Source organism: Alphaproteobacteria bacterium, from assembly GCA_037200005.1.
Lineage (GTDB): Bacteria > Pseudomonadota > Alphaproteobacteria > UBA9219 > RFNS01 > JBBCGY01.
In genome coordinates this window covers 200,168-220,359 of sequence record JBBCGY010000001.1, presented here as the reverse complement: position 1 = coordinate 220,359, position 20,192 = coordinate 200,168, and the positions used below count along the sequence as shown (strand labels likewise).

Sequence of the window (20,192 nt, the reverse complement as noted above, 5' to 3'; positions counted from 1 at the left end):
ACGGCGAATTTTAATAGAGATATTGGTTAACATCATGCGCTGAAAGTAATATTCTTACCGATTAAACTTCAAACCCGGCCTCGTTTCGGCTATGTTCCCCGCCGTCATCAGGAAAGATAAAAATGCCCACGCAAGCTTTTCAATACCAAACCCCGGACATGCAGCCGCTTCTGGATACCGCCCAGGGCGAACTGCAGGACGTGATCGCCGGAGCGACCGACGCGCTTCTGAAACTTCAGCGCGAGGACGGCCATTGGGCTTTCGAGCTTGAGGCCGACGCCACCATTCCGGCGGAATTCATCCTGCTGGAGCATTTTCTGGGCGAGCTCGACCGGCCCCGGCAGCAGAAAATGGCGGTCTATCTGCGCGGCATTCAGGGCGCGCATGGTGGCTGGCCGCTATTCCCCGACGGCGATTTCAACATCAGCACGAGCGTCAAAGCCTATTTCGCGCTGCGCTGCGCGGGCGACAGCCCGGACGCGCCGCATATGATCCGGGCGCGCGACGCCATTCTCGCGCATGGCGGCGCGGAAAAAAGCAATGTCTTCACCCGCATCCAGCTTGCGCTATTCGGCCTGGTGCCGTGGCGCGCCGTTCCGGTGATGCCGGTCGAGATCATGCTGCTGCCACGCTGGTTCCCGTTCCATCTGTCGAAAGTGTCCTATTGGTCGCGCACCGTGATCGTGCCGCTGCTGGTGCTGATGGCGAAGAAGCCGCGCGCCGCGAATCCGGACCGCATTCGCATCGACGAATTATTCGCCGTGCCGCCGGACAAGGTGCAGGACTGGAACAGCAACCACAACAAATCCGTCATGGTGCCGGTGTTCGGCGCGATCGATAAAATCCTGCGCCGGGCCGAGCCTTTCATGCCGGCGGATTTGCGCCGCCGCGCCATCGAGGCGTGCGTCGCGTGGGTCAAGGAGAGATTGAACGGCGAGGACGGCCTCGGCGCGATTTATCCGGCGATCGCCAATACGGTGATGATGTATCACGTGCTCGGCTATCCGAAGACCCATTACGACAGCGTGACGGCCTGGAGCGCGGTGGAAAAACTGGTGATGGACAAGGCGGACAGCGCCTATTGCCAGCCCTGCCTGTCGCCGATATGGGATACCGCGCTTGCCGCTCACGCGCTGCTCGAAGCCGGCGGCCAGGATGCCGCGGTCGGCAACGCCTGCGCATGGATGGCGGCGCGGCAGATCACCGATGTCGTCGGCGACTGGGCGGATCAGCGTCCGGGACTCAAGCCCGGCGGCTGGGCGTTCCAATATGCCAACGACCACTATCCCGATCTCGACGACACCGCCGTCGTGGCGCTGGCGCTCGACCGGCATGACTGGCGCGCCTTTCGCCCGCAAAATTCCCTGGCCGAAGACTGGGTGCTGGGGATGCAGTCGAAGAACGGCGGCTGGGCCTCGTTCGACGCCGACAACACCTATTATTATCTCAACCACATTCCCTTCGCCGATCACGGCGCCTTGCTCGATCCGCCCTCCGCCGATGTCAGCGCGCGCTGCCTTTCCATGCTGGCGCAGATCGGTTATCCCAAGGACCATCCGCACATGGCGCGCGGGATCGACTATCTGCGCAAGGAGCAGGAAAAGGAAGGCTGCTGGTTCGGGCGCTGGGGCACGAATTACATTTACGGAACATGGTCGGCGCTATGCGCGCTGAATGTTTGCGGCGTCGAGCCGGACGATCCGGCGGTGCGCCGCGCGGTCGACTGGCTTGCCTCCAAACAGCGCCTCGACGGCGGCTGGGGCGAAGACGGCGCGAGCTATTGGCAGGATCAGCCGAAAGGCGAAGGCAAGGCCAGCACGCCGTCGCAGACGGCCTGGGCGCTGCTCGGGCTCATGGCCGCCGGCGAAGTCGATCACCCCGCCGTGAAGCGCGGAATCGAATATCTGATCGACACGCAGAACGAGACCGGCCTGTGGGACGAAAGGCTGTGCACCGCCGTCGGCTTTCCGCGCGTGTTTTATTTGAGCTATCACGGCTATCGCGCCTTCTTTCCGCTTTGGGCGCTTGCGCGCTATCGGAACCTGCGGCGGGACGGAAAGACCAGGATCATTCACGGGATGTAACGCTTACGATGAACTGCGCCGGAGAACTGGATATATCCCTGGAAAGTTTCGGCGGCACGCGCGATGTGCAGGTGATCATCTATCCCGGCCAGGGCGCGACGGTGGGCGAGATGCTGCTCGACGGCGTTGAGGATACCACGCCCGTATCGCGCACGGCGTTCGTTCGCGGACGAGTCGTCAGTTATGCCGGGCTGATGAAAATGGCGGGAGTCGAGCTGGTTTCGTTTCTTACGAGGACCGGGTCGGAGGTGCATCTCAATCCCGCGCATGTCCAGAATATCGCGACGGCGAAGAAAAACGGGAACAGCATGGTTACGTTCACCGATGGCGGCAGAGTGGAAATCTACCGCGAGCCGGAATTTATCCGCCGGCTGATTTCGCCCGGCCAGGCAAGAGGCTTAAATCCGAATTTGAATTAACGGCAAACTGCTCATTACAGGAAAGACCATGAATGGAAAACGTCTTGATCCGGGATCGATGAAATTCGTCGAATTCATAAGCCCGGAACTCGAAAGTTTGACCCCCATAAGATTCCGGTCCTTCGGCGATAGGGAAATTCAGGCGGGGACGTTGCCTTCCCGCGATTTGCTTATGAACGCTATCGGCGACGCGAGCGTGAATATCTTTACGTTCAAAACGAGCACAGGAAACGATGTTATCGTCAACGCGGCGGCCTATGACGGCATAGAAGAAACTCCGGACGATCGTTTTACCGCCGTGCGATTTACCGACGGCACGAAGCAGTTGTTCGAGCAATCTCATGCCGTCGTCATGGAGGCATGCAGCGGCCCGCGCTATGCCCCAATTTACGCCGGAGCGATACAAATTTTGGAATTGCCCGGCCCGGCGGCGGCGGCGGACTTTCCCTGCGCGAAACTGTATGTCAAAGGCAGGGTGGAGGCCGTGGGGGCGGAGCCGGGGTTCGCGATGGATATCCTGGATTTGTCTTCCTATGCGGGTCAGAATTTCGTCGAGGTCGAGACGCGAACCGGCGGCAGGGTATATATCAGCCGCGCCAATATGGGCTTTGAGGCGTCGGCAAAAGACAATTTCACGCTTGTCGAATTCGAGGACGGGAAAATACCGGTCAATCAGGCGCTCGAGGTCGTCCGGCGCGCTTTTGGCGAATCGCCGTCGCGCCCTCCCCCGGCTGTGCCGCGAATTACTGACCCTACCCGCTTCGTGTCCTGATAAGGGCAAACTAAATGCCCCTTGTATTATGGCGCTTGAAGCGCCAGATAATAGCCTCGTGAGAAGCGCTTTTTGGAGTTCTTTCCCCAATGTTCGGAAATCTGGCGCGGGCGGTATTCGGCTCGCATAACGAGCGCATTCTGCGCTCGATGCATAAAAATGTCGCCAAAATCAACGATCTGGAAGCCAGCATCGCGCCCTTGAGCGACGAGGCGCTGACGGCGCAGACCGCGAAATTCCGCGCGCGGCTGGCGGCCGGCGAAAAACTCGACGGCCTGCTGCCCGAAGCCTTCGCCACGGTGCGCGAGGCGGCGAAGCGCACGCTCGGCCAGCGGCATTTCGACGTTCAGCTCATGGGCGGCATGATCCTGCATGAAGGCAAGATCGCCGAGATGCGCACCGGCGAGGGCAAGACGCTGGTGGCCACGCTGGCGGTCTATCTCAACGCGCTCGAAGGCAAGGGCGTGCATGTCGTGACGGTCAACGACTATCTGGCTAAGCGCGACAGCGCCTGGATGGGAAGGGTTTACCGGTTTCTCGGCCTGTCGGTCGGCTGCATCGTCCATGGCCTCGACGACGAAGAGCGCCGCGCCGCTTACGCGGCCGACATCACCTACGGCACCAACAACGAATTCGGCTTCGACTATCTGCGCGACAATATGAAATTTTCGCCCGCGGAACTGGCGCAGCGCGCGTTCAATTTCGCCATCGTCGACGAAGTGGACAGCATTCTCATCGACGAGGCCCGGACGCCTCTGATCATCTCCGGTCCGGCCGAAGATTCATCAGAGCTCTATATCAAGGTCAATGCGCTGATGCCGCGTCTCGAAAGCGGCGATTACGAAAAAGACGAAAAGCAGCGCACCGTCGTGCTGACCGAGCAGGGCGACGAGAGGCTCGAGCGCCTGATGACGGAGGCGGAACTCCTCGTTCCCGGCGGCGGGCTGTACGATCCGCAGAACATCCATCTGGTCCATCACGCCAACCAGGCGTTGCGTGCCCACAAGCTGTTCGCCCGCGACGTCGATTACATCGTCAAGGACGACAAGATCGTCATTATCGACGAATTCACCGGGCGCATGATGGAAGGGCGGCGCTATTCCGAAGGGCTGCATCAGGCGCTCGAAGCCAAGGAAGGCGTGACGATCCAGCGCGAGAACCAGACCCTCGCCTCGATCACCTTCCAGAATTATTTCCGGCTTTATCCCAAGCTCGCGGGCATGACCGGCACGGCGATGACCGAAGCGGCGGAATTCTCGGAAATCTACGGCCTCGAAGTGATCGACGTGCCGACCAATGTCGGCGTGCGGCGGCTCGACCTCGACGACGAGGTTTATCAGAATATTGCCGACAAGTTCGCCGCGATCACCAAGCTGGTCAAGGAATGCCTGGAGCGCAGGCAGCCGGTTCTTGTCGGCACGGTCTCCATCGAAAAATCAGAACTGCTTTCGGCGGCGCTCAAGAAGCAGGGCATCCCGCACAATGTTCTCAACGCCCGTTATCACGAGCAGGAAGCGCAAATCATCTCCCAGGCCGGAAGGCCGGGGGCGGTGACGATCGCGACCAACATGGCGGGACGCGGCACCGACATTCAGCTCGGCGGCAATCTCGACATGCGTCTCGTCATCGAGCTTGAGGGAGTCGAGGACGAGGCGGAGCGCGCCCGGCGCGCGCAGGAAATCAAGGCCGAGATCGAGATCGCGCGCGAGAAGGTGCGCGAGGCGGGCGGCCTGTTCGTCATCGGCACCGAACGGCATGAATCGCGCCGCATCGACAATCAGCTGCGCGGCCGGTCGGGGCGGCAGGGCGATCCCGGCGCTTCCAAATTCTTCCTGTGCCTCGAAGACGATCTGATGCGGATTTTCGGTTCCGATCGCATGGCGCCGCTGCTGGCGCGGCTCGGCCTGCGCGACGGCGAAATGATCGCCCATCCGATGATCACCAGCCGCCTCGCCAAGGCCCAGGAAAAAGTCGAAGCGCGCAATTTCGACATGCGCAAGAATCTGCTGAAATACGACAATGTCATGAACGACCAGCGCAAGGTGGTCTATGAGCAGCGCCGCGAGATCATGGCTACAGCCGATGTGTCCGAAACCATCCGCGACATGCGCGCCGACATGATCGATTCCATGGTGACGAAGGCCGTTCCGCACGGTTCCTATGCCGAACAATGGGACATGGGATGGCTCAAGGAGCGGGTCAGCGACGGGCTCGGCCTCGATCTGCCGCTCGAAGCCTGGGCCAAGGAAGATCATATCGCCGAAGCCGAGATCGCCGAGCGAATCACCAAAGCCGCCGACGAGCACATGGCCGCCAAAGAGGCACAGACCGGGCCGGAATCCATGCGCCGCGTGGAAAAGGCCGCGCTGCTCGCGCATCTGGATCAGCTGTGGAAAGATCATTTGCTGGCGCTCGATCATGTGCGGCAGGGCATCCATCTGCGCGGCTACGCGCAGCGCGATCCGATGAACGAATATGCCCGCGAGGCGTTCGAGCTGTTCCAGAGGATGGTCAGCCAGCTGCGGCTGGACGTGACCAGGAGCCTCATGCTGGCCCAAGTGCGCGTGCCGACGCTTGAAGAGCTTATCGCTCGCCAGCAGCAAATGGACATGCAGGCGATTCATGCCAGCCTGCCCGAGCCCGATCCCGTGCAATCCGCCGCGCCCATGCCGCGCCCGCTCGCCGCCGTGCCGACGCAGGCGGTTTTCGACGCCGCGAATCCGGACACATGGACCAGGACGCCGCGCAACGCGCCCTGTCCCTGCGGTTCCGGCAAAAAATACAAGCATTGCCACGGCGCGGCGGTTTAGGGGCCGGACAAAAAATTGCGGCGGAGTCTTGCCCTTGATGGCAGGACCCCGCCGTTTTTCGTTCCGGCCCTCAATCAAGCGGGCCGATTGATTATCCTCCCGGCGCGGGCGGAAGCGGCATGTTGAACATCTGTGCGGGCCGCTGCGCGCCGCCTTCGACGTAATAGGTCGGATACGAGCCCTTCCATCCGGCGGCATAAGTGTAGGGAATGATCGAAGGATTGGCCCGGAGCGCCTTGCCGATATCCGTGATGCCTTGCGCTTCCGCCGCTTTGTTGGCCCTCAAGACGGCGGCTTCTGCATTACCCTTTTGGGTGATCGCATAGGCCTCGGCATCCTGCTTGACGCGTATGGAATGCGCCTCGGCATCGGCATTCTGCTTCAGGGCGTCGGCCAGGCCCTCCGCCTTGGTGATCAGGCCGCGTTTGTTTTCGGCCTCGGTATCGGCGACGGTTTTGGCCTTGACCTGTTCGGCCTTGGCCTTGGCGGCGTCTTCGATCTGCGCCAGATATTTCGCCGAATAGTTATAATTGTTGAGCTGTCCGCCCAGTACTTCGATGCCGATGCCGCGCTTTCTCAAAACGTCGCCCACATGAGCGGCGACGTCATTGGCGATCTTGTCGCGGTTTTGCGGCACGTCCGCCGTATGCTGCTGGCCCGAGACGGCTTTCAAGGCCTGTTCGGAGATGCTGAGAATTTGCTCTCGCCAATTTCGGTTCTTGGCGTGGAGCCTCACCAGATCCTCGCCTTCCTTGATCCGGATTTGCAGCGTGAATTTTTTGACATAGATCGGCTGTTCGTCCGTTGTATAGATCGCAAGTCCCGCCGTTTCGTATTGAGCCAGCCGCGCCGTCTTGGCTTCCGGAGTTTCGCTGTCGGGCGCTACCGAGATAGGAATGTCGATGACCGGGAAGGTCGTCGTGCCGGCCAGATATTTATCGGCCTGCTCGAAGAAGGGGATCTTGGGATGCGGCCCGGCGCCAAGGATCCGGTTGATATTGCCCATGCGGGTCACGACCGATTGCTCCTGCGAGTCGTTCACCGTGAAAGAATCATAGACCGCGGCGACGGCCAGGATAGGGAGCAAGCCTCGTATGGCGATTTTTTTGGCTTTTTTGAAAACGGTTCCGATATTGGAAAGATCTGTCATGTTTTACTCCTAAATATGATTATTATCAGTATCTATTGTGATAAATACATATTTGTGATTTGTAAATATATATAATATGTATATTACAAACAGACATTTGTGTGAAAAAACCATTTTCTTTATTTTAATTGCATAAAATTATGATATAGCTTGCTTCATGACCATCAGCAGCAAGCAGATCAGAGCCGCACGCGGCCTTTTGAACCTCAGCCAGAAAGAACTGGCCCAGAAATCCGGACTTTCCGTAAACTCGCTCAACAATATCGAGCGCGAAGTCGGCAGCCCGCGCATGGACAGCATGCAGGCGATTCGCGACGCGCTGGCCCGCGAAGGCGTCGAATTTCTCGACAAGGACGGCGTGCGCTTGGCCGGAGAGCTTCTCGAGATCGAGAAGATCGAAGGTCAGGATGCCCTTACCAATCTGTTTTATGATGATTGCCTTAAGGCTTTTCCGTCCGGCAATGGCGAGCTTCTCGTCATCGGCAAAGATAACAGCCGGTTTCGGAGCCATGATCCCGGCCGGCTTGCGGCATACAAAAGGTTTGAAGAAATCGCGATTAAAATCAATATCAAGGAACGCGCGCTGTTCCTTGAGAACGACACGAACTTCCTGGCCGTGCGCAATCACTACCGCTGGGTTCCCAAGGAGCTATTCGGCGAGGTGCCGATGGCGATCTATGGCGACAATGTCGCGATCGTGCTTTGGGGGCCGCCGCTTCGCATGATCATCATTCGCAATCACGGCATCGCCGCGTCCTTCCGCCAGCATTTCAACGCCATCTGGGCGCTGGGCAAGCCGGTTCCGGACGACGTCTATAAATTTCACTACCAGCTCAAGACGCAAAAAGTTCTCGATGAAACGAAGGCCGGATGACGGATCGTCTGTCTTGCCGTCAGCCGGCCGGCCATTCCAAGCCGAGCCGAATCACTTCGGCGCGAATGTGCCGCATCGCGGCTTCGTCCGTCATGCGCGGATCCTTGGGCGTCGGATGGCGGATATTGTCTTTCTCGTCGAGATAGATGCCTGATTGGCGTTCGGCGAAACTCATGGCGGTGGCGCCGTTATTCCTGATGCGATGCCATGCGCCGCGCGGAATATGGATGCGTTCGCCTGCCCTAAGGTCATATTCCTTGAGCGCGTCAGGGCTGTCGCCGAGGCAGACGACGGCCTCTCCCCGCGTGATCGTCCAGTCTTCCTGGCGGAATTCGTGCTTCTGGATCGAAAGCTGGCAGCCGGGATTGACGGTCAGAATCTTGTCGCAATAGGCAAACCCGCCCTCGTCTTCGGCCAGATGCCCGACGCCGGTGGTTTCCCATCCTCCCCACGGACGATCATAGTCTTTTTCGCCGGGCCGGTAATTCACCACATAGCGAGGCATAATGCTTGTCCAGTTCAGACCCTAAGCGGCCTGGCGCAAATCTTCCAGGCTCCACAGCCAAGCCGCGCCGCGCACGCCGCTGCTGTCGCCATGCTTGGCGCGCCGCACCGGCGTGGAAACGCCGTCCGAGAACGCATATTTGGAGAGAAGCGGCGGCACGAGATCGTAAAGCGCCGTCACGTTCGACATCCCGCCGCCGAAGATGATGACATCGGGATCGAGCATATTGATGACGACGGCGAGCGACCGCGCCAGCCGGTCCACGTAACGCTCGAACGCCGCCTTGGCGACCGGCTCGCCGGCAAGCGCCTGGCGCGCGATTTCGCCGCCGGAAAGCTCCTGCGTGGCCTGCAGCATATAATCCCTGCGGAAGCCCGTGCCCGAAATATACAATTCCTGGCAGCCTCTTTTGCCGCAATAGCATTCGGGGGCAGGCCATTCGCCCTCTTGCAGCCACGGCAGCGGGCTGTGGCCCCATTCGCCGCCGATGCCGTTGAATCCGCCGATGATCCTGCCGTCCACCGCGATGCCGCCGCCGCAGCCGGTGCCGAGAATGGCACCGAACACGACGCGGCTGTCCGCGCCCGCGCCGTCGGAGGCTTCTGACACGGCGAAGCAGTTGGCGTCGTTCTCCACGCGAACCTCGCGGTTGAGCGCCTTGAGCAGGTCGCGGTCGAAAGGCTTGCCGTTCATGATCTGGAGATTGGAATTGCGGATCAGGCCGGTGCGCGGCGAGATCGAGCCGGGCATCCCGACGCCGACGAGCGCGCGTTCGTTCAGCTCGGATTCGAGGGCCAGCACGATGCCGGTAATGGCCTCGACGACATTTTGATAGCTGTCCCTGGGCGTGGGCACGCGCTGCCGCGCAAGTTCCATGCCGTCCTGGTCGAGGGCGATCGCCTCGATTTTCGTGCCGCCGAGATCAATGCCGATGCGGATCATGAGCGAATATCTCCGTCTTTAGTTTTGAATGGCCAAAAAGCGACTCTATCGCATATTTTTCTTTTTCATCAAAAGATAATTTGTGCATACGCGAACTTGTTTGTTGTGCAGTGCAAAATGAAAGTCGATTTTTATTTACCATGTTTGAATTTGTTTACCATGTTTTTGCTTTTTTCTTCCACCCTGCATGAAAATAAAAAACACTTATGGAAATTATACTTGAAAAACCATACAAGTGGACGACAGAGTGAGTGAATGGAGCCGACTCGATTACCTGTTCCTTCTTCCTTCGCGCAAGAGACTGTCAATATGAGGAGAGTATCAATATGAGCAAAATGGATTTCTCGCCGTTGATTCCTTATTTGGATAAAATCGATGGCGTCGCCTGGGATTGCGACGGCACGCTGGTCGACAACGAGACGCGCGCGCTTAAGGTCATTCAGCAGGAATTCGAACGCCATCTCGCGAAGGCCACCCAATTCAAAGTCACGCAGATCGAATGCTGCCTGCCCTATGTCGGCACGGCGCTGCCCAACATCAGGCAGATCATCAGCCAGAAATACAACACCAAGATTCCCCAATCGGTCGAAGACTCCATTCTGCGCCGGCGCAGCAATTCGCCCGAACCGGACGAAAAAGTGATCGTGGTTCCGGCCATGGCGGCACTGGTGAAGTTCTTCGGAAACAACGGTGTGCCGCAAATGGTGGTCACCAGCAGCGAGCGCGCCCGCGCCACCCGCTATATAGAAGCCGCGAAGCTCGACCGTCATTTCGATACCAGCCAGCAATGGCTTATCAGCGGTCATGACGACTTCGAACAGCCCCGGCACAAGCCGCATCCGGACGCCCACAACAGGGCCAAAGAAATGTTTGCCGCTAATGGACGCCGGATGCTGGCTTTCGAAGATTCGATCGCGGGCGTGGAAGCCGCCCGGGAGGCGGGCATCCCCGTGATCGGCCAGGTATTGGCCAGCCATGTTACCGAAGACCGCAAAGACACGCTGGCCATGGAAATGCTCAGATTCGGGGCGGTGGCCGTTATTTACCGGCCGGAAGATCTCGTCCCCGCCCTGGTGGAGATCGTGCAGGCCATGCCCGAACGCCCCAGCCGTCTCGGCCATTCCAAGCCCGAGAGGCCATCGGCGAATCACGCGCGCAGGCTTCGCGTCGTGGGCGGCGCCGACTATGAGCCCGGCTCGTCGGGCTAATTCATTCCGGCTTTATGACGGCAATCTCGAAACGATAATCCGCCGTCAGGCTTTGTCCCGGCTGCAGGATTTGAAGCCCTGTCTCCATGGCGTCCATCCGGTTGACCGCGTCGGGCATATGGCTGACCGGCTCGGCGCAGAAAAAATCCTTGCCCGCGGGCGTATAAACGACCCAATGCCGGAGATTTTCCGAGGATGAGACGCGTAATGTCACCGGCCGTCCCGGCCAGACGATTTCCATCAATCCTTCGTAGCCGTCGAAGCAATGGTCCAATTCGGCATCGTCCAAAGCCTTCGGCGAGGAAAAGTCATAGCGCGGCGGCACGGGAATCCGCCGGGTCGGAATGACATCCTTGTCGACTTCCCACAATCCGCCGATTTTCGCCTGCAGCGTGGTGCCGGGCGGTTTGGGAAAATAGGGATGATGTCCCAAACCTGCCGGCATGGGCTTGTCTCCGCTATTGACGAGCGACAGCCGTAAATCGAGCGCATTTTCGGACAGAGAAAAATTCTGTTCCGCCTTATAGGGAAACGGCCAGGCAATCTCATCGTCGAACGCGAAAGACAAGTCGCAGCGCGTTTCGTCATGGCGTTCGACACGCCAAGGCCGTTCCCAGCCATGGCCGTGGGAAGCGTGCGGATAGCCGAGCCATGTCACCGGCACCCGGTAGTCTTTGCCTCCGAAACGAAATTTTCCATGCAGGATGCGATTGGAAAACGGCACCAGCGGCCATGACGCGAAATCGGTTATCAGATGCGCGTCTTCGCCCCAGGCGGGACGCATCAGAGGCTGGATTTTCTGCCCGGCCTTATAGTCGAAGCTATAAATCGAACCGCCCATTTCCGGCGCGACGCGGCATTTCAGGGGACCATTTTCCAAATCAAGTAAAAGCAAATCCGTCTCCCCGGCATTTATTGCTGACATGGACAATCGGATGCTAGTATAAACTTAAACCATGGAAAATCCGCAATCGGAATTTATACGCAGCCTCGCCGCGCGCGGCACGATCAACCAATGCACCGATCTTGCCGGGCTGGATGCTAAAGCCGCGCGCGAAACGATCTCCGGCTATATCGGCTTCGACGCGACGGCGGACAGCCTGCATGTCGGCAATCTGGTCGGCATCATGGCGCTGCGCCGTTTGCAGCAGGCGGGGCACAGGCCCATCGTGCTGATGGGCGGCGGCACGACCAAGGTCGGCGATCCGTCCGACAAGACGGGACTGCGCCAGATGCTGAGCGACGAACAGATCGCCGCCAACATCGCCAGCATCAAGACCGTCTTCGGGCGCTTTCTGACTTTCGGCGACGGGCCGCGGGACGCGATCATGGTGAATAACGCCGACTGGCTCGATAACCTCGGCTATATCCCGTTTTTGCGCGAGGTCGGCAGGCACATCACCGTCAACCGGATGATCGCCTTCGATTTCGTCAAAAGGCGGCTGGAGCAGGAGCAGCCGCTGACTTTCCTCGAATTCAACTACATGATCATGCAGGGCTTTGATTTCGCCGAGCTGCATAAGCGGCATGGCTGCGTTTTGCAGATGGGCGGTTCCGAGCAATGGGGCAATATCGTCAACGGGCTGGAGCTCGGGCGCAAGCTGCATGACGCCGAGCTTTTCGGCCTGACCACGCCGCTGATCATGACTTCGTCGGGCGTCAAGATGGGCAAGACGGTCTCCGGCGCGGTCTGGCTGAAGGCGGAAAAGTTTTCGCCTTACGACTACTGGCAGTTCTGGCGCAATACCGAGGATTCCGATGTCGGGCGGTTCTTGCGGCTGTTCACCGATTTGCCCGTGGATGAAATCGAGCGGCTGGAGAATCTGAAAGACGCGGAGATCAACGAGGCCAAGAAAATCCTGGCCAACGAGGCGACGAAACTTTGCCATGGCGAGGACGCCGCCTTGCAGGCCGCCAAAACCGCCGCCGAAGCTTTCGCGGGCGGCAGCGCCGAGGGGCTGCCCACCTTCCATATAAAGCGCGGCGAGACGCCGCTGATCGCCGATATCGCCGTCGCGCTGAAAATGGCGGCGTCCAAGGGCGAGGCCAAGCGTTTGATCGAGCAAGGCGGCGTCAGGCTCAACGACCAGCCGGTCACCGTTATCACCGCCGCCATCGCCGAAGCCGATCTCATCGACGGCACGGCCCGCCTGACATTCGGCAAGAAGCGGCACGGTTTGGTTAAGGCGGAATAGTTTTTGGTGAAAGTAAATCCCTGGGATAAATTGAAGGCGTGGATTTAACTTTCTTTTGAGCGACCGTCATGGCCGAGCCGAATATAGATCAGCAAACGCGCGGCAGCATTTTTGCCTTTCTCCATACCTGCGGCCTCGCTTCGAGCGAGAAGCGCCCCCAGGATTTTTTATACCGGACTTTGCATGACAAGACCCGGCTGTATAGAAATGCGGAAGCGGAAGATATCAGGGTCAGTCCAGAGCGCCGCATCGAAAATCTGAACCAGATCGTCATTCCGCTGAATCTTGCCGCCAAGGCGAGGCTAATCGAAAGCAGCGCGCCGAAAGGCCGAAAATCCGGCATCGAGCAGAGTTTTTCCGAATGCGCCATCGAGCTGTTTCCGCTGGGGCAGGCTCTGCACCGCATCCACACCGGCATCGTGACGATGGGTGTCGCCTATGACGGGCGCGGCGGCCTGAACGCGCAGTCCATGGACAGCCAGGGGCAATTTCTTATTACGAGCGGCCTCGATATGTACAAAAAAATTCTGCCGAAAGACCGGCAGGTCACCCTGCAGGTCATGGAAGATGCCGGGTTCATGACCCCTGAAGCCGCCGCGCTGCTCAGGCCGCCGGCGCGTAAGCCCCGCAAGCCGGGACAGGATCCGAATCCCGCGAAATAACGCTCACTGAAAAAATATCCGCCTGACGATTCCCGGCGCGAGGATCGAGACCGGATTGACGCTGACCTGCAGGTCGTCGAGATCGCCCGTTGCCTGATAGGTGGCGGCGAAAACCCCGCCGCCGCCGCCGCCGGTCAGAATGTCGCCGACCAGCGGGATCAGGCCGATGACTTTGTTGACGAAGCTGAACGGCACCACGGTTCCCTGCAAATCCGCGCTGCTGGCGGCAAAATCGATCCCGCCTTCGACATTAAGGCCCAGCGCGCCGCCTGAAGTGCGGACATCGTCGAGCCGAAGCTTCTGGCCTTCCCAGACATATTTCCCTTCCAGCCGGTCGAAACCGATTCCCGATCCGCTCATCAAATCGGCAAAGCCGGTGAAGGACACGGCGTTGAGCAGGACGGCCAGAAACGGAAGACGATAGACGCGGTAATTCTTCAGCTTGACTTCGCCTTCGATCCGGCGCGGATAAGCGGGCGTGCTGTTGCCCATGATGACCAGCTTGCCGCCGGAGATTTCCTCGGTCATGCCTGCCGCGCGCAGCACCGCGCCGAAATCGTCGGTCGTGACGGTAAGCCGCCGCAGCTTGACGGCTTCGGGCAGCAGCGTGACGGTAAACGGAACCTTGCCGCCCGCCAGAGCCCGCAATTCGATTTTGTCCCAGCCGATCTCGTCGCGGCGCAACACGGCACGGAATTTGGAAAAATATTCCCCGCCGCCGCGATACAGTTTTTCGACGTTGATTTTCAGGCGCAGGGGCTTGGTCTTCGCCGTCCCCGGCGGCACGGCGCTTTTTTCTTCCGGTTCGCGGTAATCGAGCGCCGCGCCGGAGATCGTTCCTTCGACGCCGCCGTCTTTGGCGAAACTCAGCCTGGCGCGGATATCGTTGCGCCCGGCCTTACACGGATCGCAGGCGATATTTTGCGGGCGCATGGTTTCGGGATCGACCGCGCCTTCGGCCTTCAGATTCATTTGCGGGCCTGCCAGCGCCAAGGCCAGTTTCGCGCCTTCGCCTTTTTTGCCGCCGAAAACCAACTTGGCTTTGGCCGACGTGGGCTGGGAAGCCGTTTTCGACCAGTTCAGCGCGCCGATGGCCATGGCGGCTTGCGTGAAATCGGCATCCAGTTCCAGCGTTGCCGGACCCGAGAAACCCTTGGCGTATTTGACGGTGACCGGCGTATCGCCAGAAGCGTCCTTGCCGAAATCGACGCCAAGCGCCGTCCAGTTCGCCGGCGACAAGACGCCGGTCAGCATGGCCTCGCTTTGCAGCGCGGTGGCGGGAGAATCCGGCGCGTCGCCCGGCACCTGCATCGCGGCGAACTGCTGTTTGTATTCCGCCTTCATGGGAACGCCGCTGAAGGCTGCCTGGCCGGCGACGCTCATTTTCGCCGCGTCGACGGCAAGGTCGAATTGCCCGCCGGTGATCGGCAATCCCTTGATCAGTTTGTCGCTGGCGAGATCGGCGATTTTAGCCCTGGCGTCGATATGGATAGCGTCGAGCGGCAATATTTTGATCAGCGGAAAACCCAATTTGACGTCGAGATCGGCCGTGCCCGCCACGTCCTGCGGCGAGAGGCCGAGCGCCTTGGCATAGCCGAGCGGCGGATGATCGATCAGACGCAGCACGTCGCCGACGCTGTTTTTTCCCGTCAGTCCGATGGAGATCGTCTGCCGGTCGCTATCGAGGCCGTCGATGACGACGGGAGAAGGTCCCAGCACGACATGGTCGGCCTTGCCGCCCTTAACCTCGATTCTCAAAGTCGAGCGGTCGGCTTCGGCCACGGCATCGACGCCGGTCACCGGCGGCATGCCGTCGAGATAGTGGATCGTCGCGCCGGCGAGGGATATTTTTCCCTTGAGCGCGAAATCGCGCGCGTCCGACGGATCGTGGAGGCTGGTGTTGAAGGCAGCCGACGCCGCGACCTCTCCGAACGTCCCGGCGGTGATGTTGGCGGCGATCCAAGCGCGGGGGTTGGGCGCGATTCCCTCCGGCCAGATTTCAGTCAGGCGTTCGAGCGGCCAATCGCCGACCGACGCCGCCGCCGTCACGGCGATATCATCCGGCCCCGGCCCCGGCGCGCCCTGGGCATGAAGCGCGATCTTGACGCCCGCCGCGTCCAGCGCCGCTTCGCCGAGCAAACGGCGAGCGTCGAGATCGGCGTCGCCCTTCAGGCGAAGCGTCGTGACGGGCAAGGGTTTCGGCCACAGATCGGGCCTGACGAGGCGCCCTCCCTGGCCGCTTAGATCGACATGCAGCCTCCGCCATTGCAGATTTTCGTCGAACCCCGCCTCGACCACGCCGCCGAGCGCGATATCGGCGAAGGCCAGTTTCGCAAGGCGCGGCTCCTTGTCGGCCCAGCGGGAAAGGTTAAGGCCGGAAAATTGCGCGCGCAGCGTAATGGCTTTATCGCGGGCGTTATAGGCGGCATCGAGCAGGATCGTGCTGTCTTGTCCTTGGCCCAGCCCGATTTCAAGCCAGCCCTTGGCGGTCAGCCCCGTCCGGCTGCGCGCCATATGCAGGCGCGAGGCCTTGATGCTCCAGTCCTGGCGCGTGGCCTGATCGCTGACGATCACGTCGAGCCGCTCGGCTTTTACCGCGCCGATGAGGCCAAGGCCGCTCCAGCCGGTTTCAAGACGCAGGAACTCGCGCATATAGCCCGCGATATCGGGCGTCGCGCCCTGCTCTTCTTCCGGCGACGTCGCCCATTCGCCGAAATGCAGCGAGCCGTCGGGCGTGCGCAAAAAGCGCAAATTGAGATTATTGCTGAAAATCTCGACCGGCGCGCTCTGGCCGTGCAGCGAAGCGAGAAAATTGAGGCCGAGCGACAATTGCGGCAATTCGGCGATCAGGCGATCCTGGCGGTCGAAAATCCTGGTCGTGATGGCGACAAGCCGCAGCGCTTGGTCGTCTTTGCTCCACATAAGCTGGGCGTGGGCGACCTCGGCGCGCAGGCCCGCGCCAGGATTGCTCAAAATCTGCGCCAGCTGCGGGGCCAGCGTGTCGATCATGACCGGCCCGCTGCCCGCGCGCCAGACCAGCAGCCCGAGCAGCAGCAGCGCGATCCCGATCAGGGCCGCCGTCATTTCCAAGACAAGTTTGACCGCTCGCCGCAACAATCTATATATAACGCTCATAGCCTTATCTTAGCCGCGCCCAGCAGAGACCGCCATGCCCAAACAGACTTCAAAATTCGCCGTAAAGAAACCCCCCGCGCCGCCGCGCGGCGGCCCCAAAACCGGCGACAAGGCCCCGCTTTTCCGCCTGCCCGCCACGGATGGCGGGATGATCGGCCCGGCGCGGCTGAAGGGCAAACCTTATATTCTCTATTTCTATCCCAAGGACGACACGTCCGGCTGCACCGCGCAGGCTTGCGGTTTCCGGGACGCGCTGGCGGACTTCACGAAACTCGGCGCTGCCGTCATCGGCGTGTCGAAGGACGGCATCGCGAGCCACGGAAAATTCATCGCGAAACATCAATTGAATTTTCCGCTCGCCTCGGACGAAACCGGCGAGGCGCTGGAGCGCTTCGGCGTCTGGGTGGAAAAAAGCATGTATGGCAGGAAATATATGGGCATCGAGCGCTCGACCTTTTTGGTCGACGGCAAGGGCGTCATTCGCGCCGTCTGGCGCAAGGTCAGCGTTCCCGGCCATGTCGAGGATGTGAGAAAAGCGCTGCAAGAATTGACCAAGGCTCCATGACGATGATGGCCGCCGACGAAGCCGGCATCGCGCGCGCGGCGGCGATGCTGCGCGCGGGGGAGCTGGTGGCGTTTCCGACCGAGACGGTCTACGGCCTCGGCGCGGACGCGACCGACGACCGCGCCGTCGCCAAAATCTTCGAGGCCAAGGCGCGTCCGGGCTTCAACCCGCTGATCGTCCATGCCGACGCGGCGGAAAAGCTCGATCCGGTCATCGTCTGGAATGATTCCGCCCGGCTGTTGGCGCGGCATTTCTGGCCGGGGCCGCTGACCCTGGTGCTTCCCGCCGCCGAGCGTTGCCCGATTTCCCTGCTTGCCCGCGCCGGATTGCCGACCGTGGCGGTGCGCATCCCGGCCCATCCCGTCGCGCGCGCCTTGCTGGCGGCGGCGGGAATTCCCGTCGCCGCGCCGAGCGCCAATCCTTCCGGCGGCCTCAGCCCGACGACGCCCTTGCATGTGCGCGCCGGTCTGGGCGATCGAATTCCGATTATCGCGGGCGGCAAATCGCAGGTTGGCATCGAATCGACCATCATCGATCTGACGGGTGCGAATCCGGTTCTGCTGCGTCCCGGCGGCATCGGCGCGGAGCAGATCGAGCAATGCATGGTCGGCAAAATGGGCGGCAAACTGGCGCAGGCCGATGCTGCCGGAATGCCCAAGGCTCCCGGCCAGCTGGCAAGCCATTACGCGCCGCGCCTGCCGCTTCGCATGAATGTCTCGGCGGCGCGCGATGACGAAGTGTTCATCCTGTTCGGGCCGGAACTGGGATTGAGAGGCGGCGGATTGCGCAAAAATCTGAGCCGCGACGGCGATCTGCGCGAAGCGGCGGCAAACCTGTTCGCTTTCCTGCATGAGGCCGATGCCTCAGCTTTGTCGGGCATTGCCGTTTCCGCCATTCCCGAAATCGGCCTCGGCATGGCGATCAACGACCGGCTGCGGCGGGCGGCGGCCCCATAACGGGCCTCGATCCACATATAAAAGCCCGCGCAGCGGCGTTTTAATCACGACCAGCAGGAATCCGATGGAAAACAGGCACCAGACTGCCGGCCACTCATTCATGTTGCTGGTGGTCGCCATGGCAAGCAGCGGCCCCATGACCGCGTGATAGAGCGTAAACCGCCACGAGCCGTAGAGCAGCGGCGCGACGAAGGCCGCCAGCGCGTACATATGCGCCTTCTCCCCGACCGTCGTCAGCGGCAGCGACCAGGCTATGTGCCAGTTGCCATGCATGGAGCATAGCTCTTTGCCGCATAACGGTATGGCGTTGCATGGCGCGGCCCAGGCGAACGGATAAAGTTTAAGGAGCAGCATGACGGCGGACGCGAAGCATAGCGTATAAACCAGCGGCGCGATCTTTCGCGCTTTCCGCCGGTCGATGAAATGCATGGAGACCGCGTTGATGAAAAAGGGCTGGAAGGCGATATGGAGATAGCCCAGCAAGGTGGCCATCTGGTTCGCGGGATTGCCGCACTGGCCGATCACCGAATAAGTATAGGCCTGAAGAATTTCCATCAGCGAGAAATAACCGAGGCATATCCAGAGCGCGCGCGGCTCTTTTTTATAAGCCGCATACCCCGTACTCAATACCCCCACCGCCGCAATCGCCGCCGATGCCTCACCACTCCAGCACATGCCTTTCACCTCCGGTCAATCATCCGCGCCGATTCGCCATCGTTTCTTTCATTTTTGCCATGAACATCTCGATTTTTCCATTCCATTTTCCGGATGGAAACCGCGCCGGCTCCGTCTCGAAAGACGATCGCGCCTTAGGGATGGATCATGGCCGCGAGTGCGGGCGGCTTGGGCGCTGGCCGGTAATAGGTGCTGCGCGAGCCATATAAATTGCAGCCTTTGCCGTCGATAAGGCTGTTCAACACTATCATGGCGGGAGGCTCGCTGCCGGTCGCGAGACTGCGCGGGCGGCTCTCGCAGGTCAGTTTGAGGCCGCTCTTGCTTAGCGTGCGTGACAGACCGGTATTGTCCTTTTCAATTTGCGACAGACGAAAGCTCCATTCGATGGAGCCGGCCGCGGCCGGGGTGGCGGCCGCATGGTTCTCCGTCCATTCATCTTTAAATTTGGCGCCGGGAAGCAATCTGATGCCGGTGGCGTTTTCAAGTAGGACCGGCGCGGCGGCGGGGAAGGCGGCGCTGGCGGCGATCAGGGCCGCTCCGACGACGATGAATTCTCCGCGTATCCCGAATGGCATGGGCCGTTCCCGCTATGGCGCAGGGCGATAGTTTGATGCGGAATCGCGGGGAGGTCAAATGGAAAAGTCCTTATTGGCTGCGCTTTTTGATAACGACCGTTCCTGCTATAAAATCATGTACCGCACGGCGTTTCTTATTAAAGAGAAGGGTGATAAATTCGCCCCAAATCCATATTTGCAGCAATGCGTCAACGACGGGAAGCCATGATGGCGCAAGCTCATGCAGTCTTAACGTTCGCGGCATAAAACTTAGGGCATGATATTCCGTATCAGTCATTTTAAGAACTGCCATAATATATGCGGTTTGAGATAGTAGACTGAGTATGAGCAGGATTGCATATCTAAGGATGGCCGCCTTCATTGTGGCTGGCGAGCCATCAACCATGACAATTCGTATTTTCAATAAAATTTTTCCAGGCGTACCCCCATATTTAGCAACCAGATAAATTTGAAACCAAATACTGACTGCCAACATAGGAGCCAAGAGATACAACTCAGCAAGACGGAAATGCTCCTGGGCCAAATAGAAGATGCCTGTCACTGGCAAAAAAACGATGCCATCAATCCAAAAAGCGCCGAAACGTCGCCAAAAGCCTGCGTATTCCATCTGTTGTCCTATACAAAGAAAATACGGCTTTTCCCCAGGTTCTTTTTGAATCAATCCC

18 protein-coding genes are annotated in these 20,192 nt (G+C 59.9%); 10 read left to right on the top strand and 8 right to left on the bottom strand.

Annotated features, from left to right (window positions below):
* Positions 1–158: 158 nt before the first annotated feature.
* From shc to secA, 4 genes are all read left to right on the top strand, one after another.
* Positions 159–2,084 (top strand): squalene--hopene cyclase, encoded by a 1,926-nt coding sequence (gene shc / locus WDO70_01080; GenBank protein ID MEJ0061817.1) that lies wholly within the window; start codon positions 159–161, stop codon positions 2,082–2,084.
* An 8-nt stretch (positions 2,085–2,092) separates the two neighbouring features.
* Positions 2,093–2,503, top strand: a complete 411-nt coding sequence (locus WDO70_01075) for a hypothetical protein (GenBank protein MEJ0061816.1) — start codon at positions 2,093–2,095, stop codon at positions 2,501–2,503.
* 28 nt (positions 2,504–2,531) lie between these two features.
* The gene (locus tag WDO70_01070) at positions 2,532–3,275 is read left to right on the top strand and encodes a hypothetical protein (GenBank protein MEJ0061815.1); all 744 of its coding nucleotides are present in this window, start codon (positions 2,532–2,534) and stop codon (positions 3,273–3,275) included.
* Positions 3,276–3,364: 89 nt separating this feature from the next.
* Positions 3,365–6,085 (top strand): preprotein translocase subunit SecA, encoded by a 2,721-nt coding sequence (gene secA, locus WDO70_01065; protein ID MEJ0061814.1) that lies wholly within the window; start codon positions 3,365–3,367, stop codon positions 6,083–6,085.
* A gap of 91 nt (positions 6,086–6,176) precedes the next feature.
* Here secA and WDO70_01060 read toward each other — a convergent pair whose 3' ends face one another.
* Positions 6,177–7,235 carry an SPFH domain-containing protein gene (locus tag WDO70_01060; protein ID MEJ0061813.1) on the bottom strand — a complete coding sequence of 353 codons (1,059 nt, stop codon included), beginning with the start codon at positions 7,233–7,235 and terminating at the stop codon, positions 6,177–6,179.
* A 157-nt stretch (positions 7,236–7,392) separates the two neighbouring features.
* Here WDO70_01060 and WDO70_01055 point away from each other — a divergent pair, with 157 nt between their 5' ends.
* Positions 7,393–8,109: a helix-turn-helix transcriptional regulator gene (locus tag WDO70_01055; protein MEJ0061812.1), complete on the top strand. Its 717-nt coding sequence runs from the start codon at positions 7,393–7,395 to the stop codon at positions 8,107–8,109.
* Between the two features lie 19 nt (positions 8,110–8,128).
* On the opposite strand, the gene WDO70_01050 is transcribed toward WDO70_01055, so the two are convergent.
* Together WDO70_01050 and WDO70_01045 are read right to left on the bottom strand one after the other, a co-directional pair.
* Positions 8,129–8,614, bottom strand: a complete 486-nt coding sequence (locus WDO70_01050) for a phosphomannose isomerase type II C-terminal cupin domain (GenBank protein MEJ0061811.1) — start codon at positions 8,612–8,614, stop codon at positions 8,129–8,131.
* Between the two features lie 21 nt (positions 8,615–8,635).
* Positions 8,636–9,556: an ROK family protein gene (locus tag WDO70_01045; GenBank protein MEJ0061810.1), complete on the bottom strand. Its 921-nt coding sequence runs from the start codon at positions 9,554–9,556 to the stop codon at positions 8,636–8,638.
* A gap of 326 nt (positions 9,557–9,882) precedes the next feature.
* Between WDO70_01045 and WDO70_01040 the strand changes: the two genes are divergently transcribed.
* A complete protein-coding gene (locus tag WDO70_01040; protein ID MEJ0061809.1) occupies positions 9,883–10,764 on the top strand; it encodes an HAD family phosphatase in 882 nt (293 codons plus the stop codon).
* A 1-nt stretch (position 10,765) separates the two neighbouring features.
* Here the strand turns inward: WDO70_01040 and WDO70_01035 are convergent, their stop codons facing one another.
* On the bottom strand, positions 10,766–11,659 hold the full coding sequence (locus WDO70_01035) for an aldose 1-epimerase (GenBank protein MEJ0061808.1): 894 nt from the start codon (positions 11,657–11,659) through the stop codon (positions 10,766–10,768).
* A 61-nt stretch (positions 11,660–11,720) separates the two neighbouring features.
* Between WDO70_01035 and tyrS the strand changes: the two genes are divergently transcribed.
* A complete protein-coding gene (gene tyrS / locus WDO70_01030) occupies positions 11,721–12,959 on the top strand; it encodes a tyrosine--tRNA ligase (protein ID MEJ0061807.1) in 1,239 nt (412 codons plus the stop codon).
* A 68-nt stretch (positions 12,960–13,027) separates the two neighbouring features.
* Positions 13,028–13,621 (top strand): hypothetical protein, encoded by a 594-nt coding sequence (locus tag WDO70_01025; protein ID MEJ0061806.1) that lies wholly within the window; start codon positions 13,028–13,030, stop codon positions 13,619–13,621.
* A gap of 3 nt (positions 13,622–13,624) precedes the next feature.
* Here the strand turns inward: WDO70_01025 and WDO70_01020 are convergent, their stop codons facing one another.
* Positions 13,625–16,756 (bottom strand): AsmA-like C-terminal region-containing protein, encoded by a 3,132-nt coding sequence (locus WDO70_01020; protein MEJ0061805.1) that lies wholly within the window; start codon positions 16,754–16,756, stop codon positions 13,625–13,627.
* A 34-nt stretch (positions 16,757–16,790) separates the two neighbouring features.
* Here WDO70_01020 and WDO70_01015 point away from each other — a divergent pair, with 34 nt between their 5' ends.
* Positions 16,791–17,321 (top strand): peroxiredoxin, encoded by a 531-nt coding sequence (locus WDO70_01015; protein MEJ0061804.1) that lies wholly within the window; start codon positions 16,791–16,793, stop codon positions 17,319–17,321.
* Positions 17,318–18,277 (top strand): L-threonylcarbamoyladenylate synthase, encoded by a 960-nt coding sequence (locus WDO70_01010; GenBank protein MEJ0061803.1) that lies wholly within the window; start codon positions 17,318–17,320, stop codon positions 18,275–18,277. Before WDO70_01015 ends, WDO70_01010 begins: the two co-directional genes overlap by 4 nt.
* Here the strand turns inward: WDO70_01010 and WDO70_01005 are convergent.
* From WDO70_01005 to WDO70_00995, 3 genes are all read right to left on the bottom strand, one after another.
* Positions 18,185–18,952 (bottom strand): DUF5765 domain-containing protein, encoded by a 768-nt coding sequence (locus WDO70_01005; GenBank protein MEJ0061802.1) that lies wholly within the window; start codon positions 18,950–18,952, stop codon positions 18,185–18,187. The genes WDO70_01010 and WDO70_01005 overlap by 93 nt on opposite strands.
* Positions 18,953–19,086: 134 nt before the next feature.
* On the bottom strand, positions 19,087–19,527 hold the full coding sequence (locus WDO70_01000) for a hypothetical protein (GenBank protein ID MEJ0061801.1): 441 nt from the start codon (positions 19,525–19,527) through the stop codon (positions 19,087–19,089).
* A 70-nt stretch (positions 19,528–19,597) separates the two neighbouring features.
* The gene (locus WDO70_00995) at positions 19,598–20,188 is read right to left on the bottom strand and encodes an RDD family protein (protein ID MEJ0061800.1); all 591 of its coding nucleotides are present in this window, start codon (positions 20,186–20,188) and stop codon (positions 19,598–19,600) included.
* Positions 20,189–20,192: the final 4 nt, after the last annotated feature.